General features: G+C 59.7%; 12 protein-coding genes. 4 read left to right on the plus strand and 8 right to left on the minus strand.

The annotated features are described in order from the left end of the window. Positions 1–47: 47 nt before the first annotated feature. Together ACSQ3J_RS15300 and ACSQ3J_RS15305 are read right to left on the minus strand one after the other, a co-directional pair. Positions 48–719: a tetratricopeptide repeat protein gene (locus tag ACSQ3J_RS15300; protein WP_436039465.1), complete on the minus strand. Its 672-nt coding sequence runs from the start codon at positions 717–719 to the stop codon at positions 48–50. Positions 720–837: 118 nt separating this feature from the next. Next, positions 838–1,425: an NnrU family protein gene (locus tag ACSQ3J_RS15305; RefSeq protein WP_436039467.1), complete on the minus strand. Its 588-nt coding sequence runs from the start codon at positions 1,423–1,425 to the stop codon at positions 838–840. A 136-nt stretch (positions 1,426–1,561) separates the two neighbouring features. Here ACSQ3J_RS15305 and ACSQ3J_RS15310 point away from each other — a divergent pair, with 136 nt between their 5' ends. Continuing rightward, positions 1,562–2,569, plus strand: a complete 1,008-nt coding sequence (locus tag ACSQ3J_RS15310) for a polysaccharide deacetylase family protein (protein ID WP_436039469.1) — start codon at positions 1,562–1,564, stop codon at positions 2,567–2,569. 24 nt (positions 2,570–2,593) lie between these two features. On the opposite strand, the gene sbmA is transcribed toward ACSQ3J_RS15310, so the two are convergent. The 5 genes from sbmA to glpK form a co-directional block, all read right to left on the minus strand. Next, the gene (sbmA, locus tag ACSQ3J_RS15315) at positions 2,594–3,862 is read right to left on the minus strand and encodes a peptide antibiotic transporter SbmA (protein ID WP_060506062.1); all 1,269 of its coding nucleotides are present in this window, start codon (positions 3,860–3,862) and stop codon (positions 2,594–2,596) included. Positions 3,863–3,983: 121 nt separating this feature from the next. After that, positions 3,984–5,183, minus strand: a complete 1,200-nt coding sequence (locus tag ACSQ3J_RS15320; protein ID WP_436039471.1) for an MFS transporter — start codon at positions 5,181–5,183, stop codon at positions 3,984–3,986. A gap of 84 nt (positions 5,184–5,267) precedes the next feature. Continuing rightward, positions 5,268–6,017, minus strand: a complete 750-nt coding sequence (map, locus tag ACSQ3J_RS15325) for a type I methionyl aminopeptidase (protein WP_060505800.1) — start codon at positions 6,015–6,017, stop codon at positions 5,268–5,270. A 78-nt stretch (positions 6,018–6,095) separates the two neighbouring features. Next, on the minus strand, positions 6,096–7,154 hold the full coding sequence (locus tag ACSQ3J_RS15330) for an LLM class flavin-dependent oxidoreductase (RefSeq protein ID WP_436039473.1): 1,059 nt from the start codon (positions 7,152–7,154) through the stop codon (positions 6,096–6,098). A 150-nt stretch (positions 7,155–7,304) separates the two neighbouring features. Further along, positions 7,305–8,795 (minus strand): glycerol kinase GlpK, encoded by a 1,491-nt coding sequence (gene glpK, locus ACSQ3J_RS15335; protein WP_436039475.1) that lies wholly within the window; start codon positions 8,793–8,795, stop codon positions 7,305–7,307. Between the two features lie 225 nt (positions 8,796–9,020). Between glpK and xdhA the strand changes: the two genes are divergently transcribed. The 3 genes from xdhA (at position 9,021) to xdhC (ending at position 13,826) form a co-directional block, all read left to right on the plus strand. Further along, entirely contained in the window at positions 9,021–10,496 is a 1,476-nt protein-coding gene (gene xdhA, locus ACSQ3J_RS15340; protein ID WP_436039477.1) for a xanthine dehydrogenase small subunit, read from the plus strand. A gap of 169 nt (positions 10,497–10,665) precedes the next feature. Beyond that, positions 10,666–13,008: a xanthine dehydrogenase molybdopterin binding subunit gene (gene xdhB, locus ACSQ3J_RS15345; RefSeq protein WP_060505804.1), complete on the plus strand. Its 2,343-nt coding sequence runs from the start codon at positions 10,666–10,668 to the stop codon at positions 13,006–13,008. Positions 13,009–13,031: 23 nt separating this feature from the next. Continuing rightward, on the plus strand, positions 13,032–13,826 hold the full coding sequence (gene xdhC, locus ACSQ3J_RS15350) for a xanthine dehydrogenase accessory protein XdhC (protein WP_436039595.1): 795 nt from the start codon (positions 13,032–13,034) through the stop codon (positions 13,824–13,826). A 3-nt stretch (positions 13,827–13,829) separates the two neighbouring features. Here xdhC and ACSQ3J_RS15355 read toward each other — a convergent pair whose 3' ends face one another. Then, the gene (locus ACSQ3J_RS15355) at positions 13,830–14,414 is read right to left on the minus strand and encodes a TetR/AcrR family transcriptional regulator (protein ID WP_436039479.1); all 585 of its coding nucleotides are present in this window, start codon (positions 14,412–14,414) and stop codon (positions 13,830–13,832) included. Positions 14,415–14,488 lie beyond the last annotated feature (74 nt).

The raw sequence follows: 14,488 nt of genomic DNA on the forward strand, positions 1-14,488 counted from the left end.
GCACCCGCAAACGGTCACGCTCCAATGTTGTTTTCTCGGACGCCCGTTCAGGCAGCCTTTCCGCTGGCGGTAATCAGGTCAAGCAGCATCTGGGCGCGGTTTGCCAGATTGCGCGGTGTCTCGGCATCATCGACGATCTGCTGGAACCAGGTCTTGGCCTTGGGCATATCGCCAGCCTTGTAGGCTGTAAGACCGAGCACTTCACGGGCCGAATGACGCATGCCATTACCAGGAACGGCAAGCTGTTCAGCTTCTGCCGAAACCTGTTCATAGGTGCCGGTATCGACCAGCAGATAGGCGGCACGCAGGCGGGAAGCATCGCGCATTGCCTGCGGCAGGCTGGCATCCTTGGAGATGTCGGAGAAGACCTTGACCGCGCCTGCGGTATCGCCCTTCTGCGCCTGAAGAGTTGCTGCCCGCATTTTCGCCAGAACCGGATAGGCGCCGTAGCCATCCTTTTCGAGCGTGGCGAGGGCGGCCAGCGCTTCATCCGTCTTGTTTTCCCGCGACAACGTCAAGGCTGCCAGGAATTCGTCGCCCGATTGCGAGGCCGATGTCTCGTGCCAATACTCGTAACCGACCTTGCCGATCGTGCCGACAACAATGAGAATTGCGATCCCGATGATGACGCTGCCAAACCGCGTCCAGACGGCTTTCACCTGTTCGGAGCGCAATTCTTCGTTGACTTCGCGGATAAAGCTGTCGTCCTGGTTCGCCATTCCTAAGTTCCGGTTTCCCGGCCTTCCCTGCAAAGATGGATGTAAAGATTTCCGCGCTTCTACCGTATTTTGAGGCCGTTGTAAGGGGGCAGCGCGATTTAGCCCCGATTAGCGCCGTTTACCCCATCACAATCGGCGCAACGCCGATCAGTAGCTCGTGCAACTTCCAGATAAACAACACGTAGACAACAAGGGCGATAAGCAAGGCGATGGCATCGTATTTATAAGACACGAACACCGGATGCTTGATCTCGCCTGCACGCCAGCGGCGCTTCATCGAGATGCGCAAGATCACGCCCCAGATAAGGAACGTGCCGAACAGCAGCACCGAGTTGACCTCGCCATTGGCCATCAGATGCGCCAGTGCCCAGATCTTGATGGCCAGGATCGCCGGGTGTTTGGTAGCAGCCTTGATTTTTCCGGCAGGCAGGAACGCAGCTGCCAGACAGACGAAGGAGATCAGCATCAGCGTCAGGGCGATATGGGTGAGAAACTTCGGCGGTGTGTAGAGCATGCCGGTCGTTGCCCGCGACAGATCGAAGCCATAGGCGATCAGACAAAGACCCAGAAGAGCACAGAAACCATGAATGGCATGCCAAAGCCCGGTGCCGCCCTGCTCGACGACCGCAGCGCGAAGACCGGGTGCGAAGCTCTTCACCAGATGGATGCCGAGGAAGATGACGATACCGAGAATGAGAAAGGCCATGAAGGATACCCGCAACTGTTATGAATTCAGAACTATCGCATAGCGGTAATGCGGCTTGTTTTCCAGTCCGATCAAAGGATTGCCGCATTCTTGGCTCAGGGAACGCAATCCCGCATTCGCCGCCCAAGGTTCCCGCATGCCCAGAATTTCCGCAGCCACCTGTCTTGCTTTCGCAATGGCACTCGCCCCTGCCGTTGCCCACGCCGTCGAGCCTCCGGCACCGGCGGAACGCAAGCAGCTCGTCATCATCTCGTTCGATGGCGCGCACGACAACAAACTATGGGAAAAAAGCCTGGAGATGGGCAAGCGCACCGGCGCGCGGTTCACGTATTTTCTCTCCTGCACCTTTCTGATGACCCGAGCCGAAGGCGGCAAGACCTATCAGGCGCCGGGCCATAAGGCCGCACGCTCCAATGTCGGCTTTGCCCAGAGCCGCGAAGAGATCCAGGCACGCGTCCGCCATATCTGGGCAGCCCACGAGGCGGGCCATGATATCGGCAGTCATGCGTGTGGCCATTTCGACGGCAAAGGCTGGAGCACTGCTGACTGGAAACTGGAATTCTCTGCGTTCAATATAGCACTGGCCGGCGCCTGGAAGGCGGCCGGCATTCCCGGCGAGGAGCCGAAGGGCTGGGCGGACTTCGCAACCCATGGCATCAAGGGTTTTCGCGCACCCTATCTGTCGCTCAGCGATGGCCTGCTCCCCGCCCTGAAACAGGATGGCTTTACCTATGATGCCAGCCTCGTCACCAAGGGGCCGGGCTGGCCGTCGGATGCGGATGGATTGCCGCGCTTCGGCCTGCCGCTCATTCCCGAAGGCCCGCAGCAGCGCCGGGTGATCGGCATGGACTACAATCTGTTCGTTCGCCATTCCATGGGCATCGAAAACAAGAAGGACAGCGCCGTCTTCGAAGAGCGCACGCTTGATGCCTACCGCAAGGCCTTCCAGAAAGAGTATGACAGAAATCGCATCCCGCTACAGCTGGGCTTCCATTTCGTCGAGATGAATGGCGGCGCCTATTGGCGCGCGCTCGACCGGTTTCTCACCGAAACCTGCGGCAAGCCCGACGTCGCCTGCGTGAGTTATGCGGAGGCTTTGCCGATCATCGCCAAACAAAAAAAGGCGGATCGCTCCGCCTTTTAAAAAGTATCCCAAACCTGACGAAACTCAAGGGCGGTTGGCTGCTAGCTCGCCGTCCGTATCTTCGCGCCGGAGAAAACGTTGGTCGATATCCGGCAGTGGCTCGTCGTAGATCGTGGCCTCAAAAGCCTTCAGACGTTTGTAGATGGACATCAGCTCAACAATTGTCGTCCAGGAATTGATTAGATACTGGAATGATGACCGCACCTGATCAAAAACATTGCTGACCTGCGTGAAGATGCCCAGCGTTACCTTCCCGGCGGCGACCGATGGGATCAGCACCAGCAGGCTGTAGAGGTCATCCGCGCGGAGATAGAAAAAGCGGGCAATATTGAAATAGAGGTAGTGGAAATAGAGCCGGAAGTAGTTCTTCCGAACGTTGGCGAAGAGTTCCGCCACCGTCGCCGGCTGGGCTCTATCCTCATGGTCTTCGCCATAAACAAGTTCCTTGCGATAAGCTGCTTCGACGCGCTGGTTGCGGAATTCCAGACCGGGCAACTTGATGCCGACAACGGCCAGGAAAAAGGTACCGAATAGTGCCCACAGGATCGCCGCCCAAACCAGCGCATGCGGGACTTGCCCAATAATCGGCAGCTCGTTGATTTTGTCTGAAAAAGTGAAAAGCACCGGCATGAAGGCAATCAGCGTCATGATCGCCCTGACGAAACCGACACCGAGGCCCTCGACCGTACCGGAAAAACGCATCGTGTCTTCCTGCACACGCTGCGAAGCACCTTCGATGTGGCGAAGCTTCGACCAGTTCGCCATGTAGAATTCGTTCATCGCAGTGCGCCACCGAAAAATGTAGTGGCTAACGAAAAACAGGTTCAGCACGCTGACCGTTATGGATACGAAAGCAATACCCGTGATCCCGAGAAGCCCGGTGTAGAGTTGCTCCACCGTTACCGGTGCCGTCCTTGCCATAGCCTGCTGCAGGAGGTCGTAGTAGGGACCGTACCACGCATTGAAGGCGACACTGACCTGCACCGAGAAATAGGTGACGAACACAATCAAAGAGCTTCCCAGCACCGACCAGTATTGCCAGCGGTGGGGAGCGTACCAGAACCAGAAGGCAGCAAAGACCGCGGTTGCCAGGGCGTAATAAATGTAAAACCACAGAAACGCCCCCGACCAGAAAAGCGAAATGTCCACGCCGGCATTGGGATCACGCGCCGTAAAACCGAGCGTGGGGCCGAGCGCCCCCCCGCCCGCATACCAGGATCCGATGACGAGGATGGCCCACAAGAAAGCCGAGATAAAAAATGGTTTCGGCCGGGGAAAGAAGGAATGGAACAAGGCGGCACTCACGTTTTCTGCGGGCGCGAACACCCTGCTTCGATGTGGCGAACCTAGGGCAAAAGCCCTCACCTGCCAATCACGTCAAGCTAATGTTACCGTTATTTAATCGCGAGACTGTTTAGGCCGTCATGGCAGCAACGATCCCGCGGAACTCCATTGCGATCAGGCCAGCGCAGAACAGGAGCACGGCTGCCGCAACCAGCGTCGGAGCATTGAAATTCCCATTGCCTTCGGCCAGCCAACCGGCAACGAGAGGTCCGATGATCTGACCGACGCCAAATGCGGCCGTCATGAAGGCAAGCGCCTTGCGCGGGCTTTCCGGTGCCAGCGCCCGGCCGATCTGCAGGCCGTAAGCCGTCACCATGATGAAGGTCAGCCCGAGCATCAGGCCGCCGATGAGCGGCGCATAGGGCGATGGCAGGGTGACGACGAGTATAAGACCAGTAGCCTCGACAACAAGGCCAGCCAGATAGACACCGGTGATCCCAAGCCGTGAAACAGCGCGGCGCCACAGATGCACCGAGATCGCCGCGCTGAGGCCGGTGATAAGCCAGGCGAGGAACTCGACCGTATGATCGCTTGCCCCTTGCCGCGCCATCGCAACCAGAAAGGTTGCGGTGATGATGTAACCAAAGCCGAACAGGCCATAGGTCAGTGTGACGATCACCAGCGGCCGGGTCCACACCAGCGGCTTTTCCCGCTCGGCACTTTTACCGGAAGCCGGGCCAGACGGCAGGAGGAAAGCCACCGCGATCGTGCCGAGACACGCGATTGCAGCGCCACCGAACCACGCTGCCTGCCAGCCGGCAAAAGTCCCGAAGCCGCCGGAGGGCAACACAAAGACCATCAGCGACGACACCGCGATGCCGATACCCACACCGCCGAAATGGACGGATTGCACATGCGGATTACCGGCCGCCAATCCCCGGCTGAGCACGATCGCCGAGGTGAAGATCATCGTGAAGGCGCTGGCGACACCCGCGAAAAAGCGGATGATCGAAAACAGCAGCAGTGACGACGTCAGCCCCATGGCAAGCAACAGAACCGTGGTCGCAACAAGCGCCGACAGACTGACCGCCCGCTCACGCCCGGCCGCCCAGCCATAACCGGCGGCGACCGCCCCGATGAGATAGCCGATGAAATTGGCGGATGCGATCAAACCGGCATCGGCCGGGGGCAGACCAAGGCCGCTCATCATGCCGGGCAGGATCGGCGTATAGGAAAATCGCCCAAACCCCATGGCAACTGCCATGGCGATGGCGCCGGCAAGGGCAGTCGGGATAAGATTCTGGTTCAGCGGCTGGTCGGGCTTGGTCATGCCCTACCTATTGCAATGCAGCATACCGATGACAAATGACAAAATCTGATGATGCCGTTCAATGGCACGAATGCAACGGCGCCATCAGCCCGGCAAAGTGACGACCAGCGGACCGTTGCGGGTGACGATCACCGTGTGTTCGTACTGCACGGTCAGCGCCCGGGGTTCGCTGTAGAGCGTCCATTCGTCATCGCCGCCTTCGGCCCACTGGGCACCGAGCGACAGGAACGGCTCGACGGTGAAGACCATGCCGTCGGTCATCCGCCGCTTCTCGTGCTTGTCGGGCCAGGTGGAGATTTCGGTCGGCTCTTCGTGCAGCGAGCGGCCGACGCCGTGGCTCGCCAGGTTGGTGATCAGCGTATAGCGGTTCTTCTTGGCGAAGGCGCCGATAGCATTGCCGATCGCGGCCAGCGGCTTTCCCGCCTTCACTTCGTTCAGCCCCACCCACATGGCGCGTTTGCCGTCACGGCAAAGACGCTCAACCTGCGGCTTGACCGGCGGCACGGCAAAGGACGCGCCGGTATCGGCAAACCACCCGTTCTTTTCAGCGGAAACGTCGATATTGACGAGGTCGCCCGCCTGAATGATGCGGCTACCCGGAATGCCATGGGCAACTTCCTCGTTGACGCTGATACAGGTTGCGCCCGGAAAATTGTAAGTCAATTCCGGAGCGGAGCGCGCGCCAGATTCCTCCAGGAGTTTGCGGCCGATCGTATCCAATTCCGCCGTCGTCATGCCCGGCTCAAGCGCTGCCGCCATGATCTGGATCGTATTGGCGCAGATACGACCGATTTCCTTCAGCCGCTCCAGGTCTTCGTCGTTGTTGAGTGTCATCGTCTCTCGCTTTCGGCTGTTTATGTAACTCGCCGAAAGCAGCCAATCCAGACGCAGACCAAAGGAAAATCACTGCCGTCAGGTGGTTTCTGTCTGTTTCTTCTCCTTAGCCAACGCGGCGCGCACCAACGGCGCCACCTTAGTGCCGTAGAGTTCGATGCCGCGCAGGATCTGGTCATGCGGCATCAGGCCGATCGCCATCTGCAGCAGGAAACGGTCATTCTTGAAGATCTTCTGGTGCCGGATGATCTTTTCCGCCACCGTATCTGGGTCCCCGAGGAAGAGATTGCCGTTCGGCCCGATCGACTGGTTGAAATGCGCCCGGCTGGTCGGTCCCCAGCCGCGTTCCCGCCCAATCCGGTTCATGACCTCTGCCTGAGGACCATAGAACTGATCACCGGCCTTTTCATTGGTATCGGCAATGAAACCGTGGACATTGATGCTGGTTTTCAGTTTCGACGCATCCTGCCCTGCCCGGCGCGCAGCTTCGCGGTAGAGATCGAACAAAGGTGCATAACGCGCCGGTTCGCCACCGATGATCGCCAGTGCCACCGGCAGGCCGAGGGCGCCAGCCCGCGCCACCGATTGCGGCGTGCCGCCAACCGCGACCCAGACTTGCAGCGGATCGTTGACGGGCCGCGGATAGACACCTCGGCCGTTGATCGGCACACGCTTTTCACCCGACCACGTGACGACCTCGCCATCGCGGATCGCCAGGAGCAGATCCAGCTTTTCCGAAAACAGCTGATCGTAATCTTCGAGATCATAGCCGAACAGTGGGAAGGATTCGATAAACGACCCCCGCCCCGCCATGATCTCGGCACGGCCATTGGAAATCAGATCGAGCGTTGCAAATTGCTGGAACACCCGGACAGGATCATCCGAACTCAATACGGTGACGGCGCTGGTCAGCTTGATGTTTTTCGTCCGCGCGGCGGCAGCCGCAAGGATCATAGCCGGCGCCGACGCGACATAATCCGATCGGTGATGCTCGCCCAAGCCGAAGACATCGAGCCCAACCTGGTCGGCCAGCTCGATTTCCTCGATCAGATGGCGCACCCGCTCCTCACCTTCGCGCCCACGCCCCTGTGGCGCCTGCGGATGAACATCGCCGAATGTGTAAAGACCGAGTTCCATGATGTCCTGCCTGTCTGATCAACGCTGAACACCGGCGAAACTATCGTTTGGCATCACAAATAGCCTCGTATCGGCCGATGGCACAGACCTTCCGTTGAAACGGTGTGTTTCATGCTGCAGGATAGTTTGCAAAATCCCGGCAAGCCAGAATTATTCGCTCAGGGTCCGCCGCACGGCATCCTTCCAGCCCTTGATCTTGGCCTTCCGTGTTACCTCGTCCATCTTCGGCTCGAACCGCTGGTCCCTTGCCCAGGACTTGGCGAAATCCCTCTGGTTCGGCCAGACCCCTGCCCGGCTGCCGGCAAGCCAGGCAACGCCGAGCGCCGTTGTTTCCAGAATGGTCGGCCGGTCGACCGGCGCATCGAGCAGATCAGACAGGCGTTGCATCGTCCAGTCGGAGGCAACCATGCCGCCATCGACACGCAGCACGGTTTCTCGGCCGTCGCTCTTCCAGTCCTTGTGCATCGCATCGAGCAGGTCGCGCGTCTGGTAGCAGACGGCCTCAAGGGCTGCGCGGGCAAACTCGGCCGGGCCGGTATTGCGCGTCATGCCGAAAATGGCGCCGCGTGCATCCGGATCCCAATGCGGCGCGCCAAGGCCGGTGAACGCCGGAACAAGATAGACTTCCTGCGAGGGATCAGCACTTGCGGCAAGCGTGCCGGTATCGGGAGCCGCCTTGATCACCTTCAGACCATCCCGCAGCCACTGTACGGCGGCACCGGCAACGAAGATCGAGCCTTCCAGCGCATAGGTAGTTTCGCCGTCAAGGCGGTAGGCGATGGTTGTCAGAAGCCGGTTCTTTGAGCGGACGATGTCCTTGCCGGTGTTCAAAAGTGCAAAGCAGCCAGTGCCATAGGTGGATTTCATCATGCCGGGCTGGAAGCAGGCCTGACCGATGGTGGCGGCCTGCTGATCGCCGGCAACGCCGAGGATCGGAATTTCAGCGCCGAAGATAGAAGCGTCCGTCACGCCGAAATCGGCAGCGCAATCGAGAACCTGCGGCAGCATTGCTTCAGGGACGCGAAGAACATCAAGCAGTTCACTATCCCAGTCGTTGGTGGCAATGTTGAACATCAGCGTGCGCGAGGCATTGGTCGCGTCGGTGACAAAGGATTTGCCGCCGGTCAACCGCCATATCAGGAAAGTATCGACGGTGCCAAAGCAGAGATCGCCCCGGGAACCACGCGTGCGGGCACCTTTGACGTTGGCCAGTATCCAGGACAACTTCGTGCCGGAAAAATACGGATCGAGCAGCAGGCCGGTCTTCTTGGTGAAGGTCTTTTCCAAACCCTGCCGTTTCAGCTTGTCGCAATAGGAAGCTGTCCGACGGTCCTGCCAGACGATGGCATTGTGAATCGCTTTGCCGCTGTCGCGCTCCCAGACGACGACGGTCTCGCGCTGATTTGTAATACCGATGGCCGAAAGATCACTGGCCTTGATACCGGCCTTGCTGATGGCTTCCTTGATCGTCCAGACGACGGTGTCCCAGATTTCCTCGGGATCATGCTCGACCCAGCCGGATTTCGGGAAATGCTGCTTGAATTCCTTCTGCCCGGACCCCGCAATTTTCTGGTTCTTGTCGAACACGATCGCACGGCTCGATGTCGTGCCCTGATCGATTGCGAGAACATATCCGGCCATGCTGCCCCTCCCGGCGTTTCTTATCTCCACGGCCCCTCCTCGGAGGCCGCGAGCCATTTCAAAAACTTCAATACGATACAAAAACGAATGTCAAACGAAAACAAAACGCAAATCCAGATGTCCGCGCTCACCCTGAAAGACCGGGCGGAAAACGGCAAAAACACAATTGTCAGGGTGCCGGTTTTGGGCATAGTTTCAAGAGTCGAAATGAAAAGAAGAGACAGAATGACACAGTCGTCCGGCAGCATCCGTTTTATCCTGAACGATCGGGAGATTGCGCTCACCACCGTGCAGCCAACCGCGACGCTGCTCGATTTTCTGCGCCTCGAAAAGCGTATGACCGGCACCAAGGAAGGCTGCGCCGAGGGAGACTGCGGCGCCTGCACCGTGTTGGTAGGACGGCTATCGGCCGGTGAACTCGTCTACGAAAGCGTCAATGCCTGCATCCGCTTCACCGGCTCGCTGAACGCCACCCATGTCGTCACCGTGGAGCACTTGGCGGCCAAAGATGGGACACTGCACCCGGTGCAGCAGGCGATGGTCGATTATCACGGCTCGCAATGCGGTTTCTGCACGCCCGGTTTCATCATGTCGCTCTATGGCCTCTGGCTATCGAAGGACAATCCAGGCCGGGCCGATATCGAAAAGGCGCTGCAAGGCAATCTCTGTCGATGCACGGGCTACGAGCCGATCGTCAAGGCGGCGGAAGCCGTGGCGAAGGCCAGACCCGATGCCGTGTTCGACCCGATCGTCAAGGCCCGGAACGGTATCATCAGCAAGCTAACCGCAATCCGCTCGCCACAAACAATCCACATGACAAGCGGCGATGCTACCCTGATCGTGCCCGGCACGGCAGCTGATCTTGCCGAGGTGCTGGCCGATCACCCGCAGGCGACCATCGTTGCCGGGTCCACCGACGTTGGGCTTTGGGTCACCAAGCAGATGCGTGCCTTGAATCCGGTCATTTTCATCAACGGCCTGGAAGACCTGCAGTTCATTCGCGAAACGGAGGATGGCATCGTGATCGGGGCTGGTGTCAGCTACTCCGCAGCGTTTTCAGCCATTTCCGCCCGCTATCCCGCCTTTGGCCGCATGCTTGACCGTCTCGGCGGCGAGCAGGTGCGCAACATGGGCACGATCGGCGGCAATGTCGCCAACGGTTCGCCGATCGGCGATACGCCGCCGCCGCTGATCGCGCTCAGTGCCAGCGTCAATCTGCGTTCGAAAACCGGGCAGCGAACCGTGCCCCTCGAAGCCTATTTCATTGAGTACGGCCGCCAGGATCGCAAGCTCGGCGAGTTCGTCGAAAGCATTTTCGTGCCGCATTTGCCTGCGGACGATCATTTCGCTGTCTACAAGATCTCCAAACGCCGTGACGAGGATATCTCAGCGCTCTGCGGCGCTTTCCGCCTTTCGCTCAACAGTGACAACACCGTCGCCTCCGCCCGGATCGCCTTCGGCGGCATGGCCGGGACACCAAAGCGGGCCTCCAATGTCGAAAAAGCGTTGGTCGGGAACCTCTGGAACGAGGAAACCGTTAAGACCGCTCAGGCCGCATTTGATGCCGATTACCAGCCTCTGACGGATTGGCGGGCCACGGCCGCCTATCGCATGCTGACGGCGAAGAACCTTCTGTTGCGGTTCTTTTTGGAAACTTCGGGACAAAAGGCGGAACTCGTCCGCTTTGAGGTGACGGCATGAGTGCGGGCGGCGGTTTTCCTCTTCTCCCCAGCGGGGAGAAGTGGCGAGTGGAACGAGGTGATGAGGGGGTCTTGCGGCAAAGTCCAGTTTGTGCGGCTCCCCCTCATCCGGCCCTTCGGGCCACCGTCTCCCCGCTGGGGAGAAGAGAAAGAAGCGAAGGAACCTACTGATGGACAACTCCACCTTCGAGGAACGCAAGACCATCGCCGGTTCCATGCATTCGAATTTGCGCCACGACAGCGCCCACAAGCACGTCTCGGGCACAGCCGACTATATCGACGACATTCCGGAACCGGCAGGTACGCTGCATGGCGCTTTGGGCATGACCGACCGCGCCCATGCCGAGATCGTTTCGATGGACCTGTCCGACGTCGAGGCAACGCCCGGCGTCGTCTGTGTTTTGACCGCAAAAGACATGCCGCATTCCAACGATATCAGCCCCAGCCATCTCGATGACGAGCCGGTGCTGGCCGAAGGTCTGGTGCAATTCCACGGGCAGCCCACATTTGCCGTAATCGCCGAGACACGTGACATTGCCCGAAGGGCTGCCCGCAAGGCAAAAATCATCTATCGCGACCTGCCGCATCACACAGATATTCTCGACGCACTGGAGAACGGCGCCGAGCTTGTCACCAAGCCGCTGACATTGTCGCGGGGCGATGCCGAAGCGGAGCTTGAGCTCTCCCCGCACCGCCTGGCCGGCCGGATGCGGATCGGCGGACAGGAGCATTTCTATCTCGAAAGCCATATCGCCATGGCCATTCCGGGCGAGGACGACGAGATCACCGTCTGGTCGTCCACCCAGCACCCGAGCGAAGTGCAGCATATGGTTGGCCACGTGCTTGGGGTCCCATCCAACGCCGTGACCGTGCAGGTCCGGCGCATGGGCGGCGGTTTTGGCGGCAAGGAGACACAAGGCAACCAGTTTGCGGCACTCGCCGCAGTGGCCGCGAAGAAACTGAAGCGCGCCGTGAAATTCCGGCCGGACCGCGACGAGGACATGACCGCGACCGGCAAGCGGCACGACTTCCTTGTCGATTACGATGTCGGCTTCGATGACGACGGCCGTATCCATGCGGTCAAGGCGAACTATGCCGCCCGCTGCGGTTATTCCTCGGACCTGTCCGGCCCGGTCACCGACCGTGCGCTGTTCCATGCCGACAGTTCCTATTTCTATCCGCATGTAAAACTGACCTCGCAACCCCTAAAGACCCACACCGTCTCCAACACCGCCTATCGCGGGTTCGGCGGGCCGCAGGGCATGGTCGGCGGCGAGCGAATCATCGAGGAGATCGCCTATGCGCTGGGCAAGGACCCGCTCGATATCCGCAAGGTGAATTTCTACGGCGAAAAAGGCTCCGGCCGTGACCTGACGCCCTACCATCAGCAGGTTGAAGACAACATCATCCACCGCATTGTCGCGGAGCTGGAAGAGAGCGCCGATTATCAGGCGCGGCGCAAGGCGGTCATCGACTTCAACAAGACCAGCCGCATCATCCGCAAGGGTATCGCGCTGACACCGGTCAAATTCGGCATTTCTTTCACCATGACCGCCTTCAACCAGGCGGGCGCGCTGGTGCATGTCTATCAGGACGGCTCGATCCACCTGAACCATGGCGGCACCGAAATGGGCCAGGGGCTCTATACCAAGGTGGCGCAGGTTCTGGCCGACAGTTTTCAGGTCGACATCACCAACGTCAAGATCACCGCGACCACCACCGGCAAAGTGCCGAACACGTCGGCAACCGCCGCCTCCTCCGGGTCGGATTTGAACGGCATGGCGGCCTATGATGCCGCCCGGCAGATCAAGGAGCGGCTTGTCGATTTCGCCGCCGAACGCTGGCAGACCGAGCGGGAAAACATCACTTTCGTACCCAATCATGTGAAGATCGGCGATGAGTTGGTGCCCTTCCCAGCCTTCATCAAGCAGGCCTATTTTGCCCGCGTACAACTCTCGGCGGCAGGCTTTTACAAGACACCGAAAATCCACTGGGACCGCAATACCGGCCGTGGGACGCCGTTCTATTATTTCGCCTATGGCGCCTCGGTCTCAGAAGTTTCTATCGATACGCTCACCGGCGAATATATGGTCGACCGGGTCGATGTGCTGCACGATGTCGGCAAGTCGCTCAATCCGGCGATCGATATCGGTCAGGTCGAGGGCGCTTTCGTGCAGGGCATGGGCTGGCTGACGACCGAGGAATTGTGGTGGGATGCCAAGGGGCGACTGCGCACCCACGCGCCATCGACCTACAAGATTCCGCTCGCCTCCGACCGGCCAAAGATCTTCAACGTCAAGCTGGCGGAATGGGCCGAAAATGCCGAGATGACCATCGGCCGCTCGAAAGCTGTCGGCGAGCCGCCATTCATGCTGCCGATCTCGGTTCTCGAAGCCCTGTCGATGGCGGTTGCCAGTGTCGCCGATTACCGCGAATGCCCGCGGCTCGATACACCGGCCACTCCGGAACGCATCCTGATGGCCGTCGAGCGCCTGCGGACAGGAAGAGCATAAAGAGCCTTGAAATGAACTTTGCAATCGACAGCCTCGAAGCGTTCCTTGCGCGCGAACACAAGCTGGTCATCGTCGAGATCAAGCAGACCTTCGGATCGACACCCCGCGAAGCCGGCACGGTCATGCTGGTCTCTCCGGCAGACACGCATGGTACGATCGGCGGCGGCCAGATGGAGCATATGGCGATCGACCATGCACGAGCATTGCTCGCAGGTGTGAATGACCAACTGGAGATGGACATCCCGCTCGGCCCCGATATCGGCCAATGCTGCGGGGGCCGCGTGGTTCTGACATTCCGGATCGGCGATGACGCCACCCGCGCAGCACTCGACCGGAAACTGAGGCAACGATTGCAGGCCCTGCCGGAGGTCTGGCTGTTCGGGGCCGGCCATGTCGGGCGCGCACTGGCAGACGCACTCCTGCTTTTACCGCTGAAGACCTACGCGGTGGAAACCCGGAAGAATGAACTCGACCTGATGTCGGCCGGTGCCAGCCATCGCCTGGTTGCCATGCCGGAGGCGATCGTCAAGGAGATCGCGCCGGGTTCTGCCGTGGTTATCCTCACACATGATCACGCGCTGGATTTCCTCATTGCCAGGGAAGCACTCGCCCGCGACGACCTTGCTTACGTGGGCATGATCGGCTCCAGGACCAAGCGTGCAACGTTCTCAAACTGGGCGAAGAAGGACGGCCTCGGCGACGAGGCGATCGGCAGGCTCGTCCTGCCCATCGGCGGCAAGGCCGTCAGCGACAAGCGCCCCTCGGTGATCGCTGCCATGACTGCGGCAGAGATTCTCGTCGCGCTGCATGCGCGGTAGCCTCTACGGACGCGGCATGGAGGCACGGATCAGCGCATGTGCGGCCTCGCCCGCTGTTTCCATATAGGAGGGGTCCCGATGCAGGAGGACGACGGCAAAAGAGCCGTCCAGCAGCAGGATCGTCTGCCGGGCAAGCATCCGCGCCTGCGCACCCAATTCCGCCGCCTCGAAAACGCTGTCTAACCAGTCCTCGACCCGAAGCTTGTGCATGGCACCGATCCTCATCGCCGGATGACCGGGCATATTGGCAAGCTCAGCCGACGTTCTCAGAAACCCGCAGCCCTTCCAGCGTGGATGCCGGGCTGCAACCGCCAGATTGAGGAAGATGCCCCGCACCTTGTCGGCGACATCGCCTTCCGTTTCTGAAAACCATCGTTTGAACAGGGCCAGATTGGGCTGGTCACGCTCTTCCAGATAAGCGGCGATCAGGTCGTCCTTGCTGTCGAAATGGTAGTAAAGCGTGCGCTTGGTCACTCCCGCCTTTTCCGCCACCGCATCGACGCTGACGGCACGGATGCCCTCGCTGTAAAACAGCTTTGAAGCCGCAGAAACAATGCGGTCTCGGGTGGGAAGAGCGGGTGCTGCCATACCTCAATGTATACCGACCAGTGAATATACACAAGCAATGCTCTCGCCTACGATAAAGCCATCGAAACCGCCGG

This window comes from Rhizobium sp. LjRoot98 (assembly GCF_964252935.1).
In the GTDB taxonomy this organism is placed as follows: Bacteria; Pseudomonadota; Alphaproteobacteria; order Rhizobiales; family Rhizobiaceae; genus Pararhizobium.

Excerpts from the sequence above, each read along its gene's own strand:
- ACSQ3J_RS15300 (WP_436039465.1), bottom strand. The coding sequence starts at position 719 with ATGGCGAACCAGGACGACAGCTTTATCCGCGAAGTCAACGAAGAATTG.
- ACSQ3J_RS15305 (WP_436039467.1), bottom strand. The coding sequence starts at position 1,425 with ATGGCCTTTCTCATTCTCGGTATCGTCATCTTCCTCGGCATCCATCTG.
- ACSQ3J_RS15310 (WP_436039469.1), top strand. The coding sequence starts at position 1,562 with ATGCCCAGAATTTCCGCAGCCACCTGTCTTGCTTTCGCAATGGCACTC.
- ACSQ3J_RS15320 (WP_436039471.1), bottom strand. The coding sequence starts at position 5,183 with ATGACCAAGCCCGACCAGCCGCTGAACCAGAATCTTATCCCGACTGCC.
- map (WP_060505800.1), bottom strand. The coding sequence starts at position 6,017 with ATGACACTCAACAACGACGAAGACCTGGAGCGGCTGAAGGAAATCGGT.
- ACSQ3J_RS15330 (WP_436039473.1), bottom strand. The coding sequence starts at position 7,154 with ATGGAACTCGGTCTTTACACATTCGGCGATGTTCATCCGCAGGCGCCA.
- glpK (WP_436039475.1), bottom strand. The coding sequence starts at position 8,795 with ATGGCCGGATATGTTCTCGCAATCGATCAGGGCACGACATCGAGCCGT.
- xdhA (WP_436039477.1), top strand. The coding sequence starts at position 9,021 with ATGACACAGTCGTCCGGCAGCATCCGTTTTATCCTGAACGATCGGGAG.
- xdhB (WP_060505804.1), top strand. The coding sequence starts at position 10,666 with ATGGACAACTCCACCTTCGAGGAACGCAAGACCATCGCCGGTTCCATG.
- ACSQ3J_RS15355 (WP_436039479.1), bottom strand. The coding sequence starts at position 14,414 with ATGGCAGCACCCGCTCTTCCCACCCGAGACCGCATTGTTTCTGCGGCT.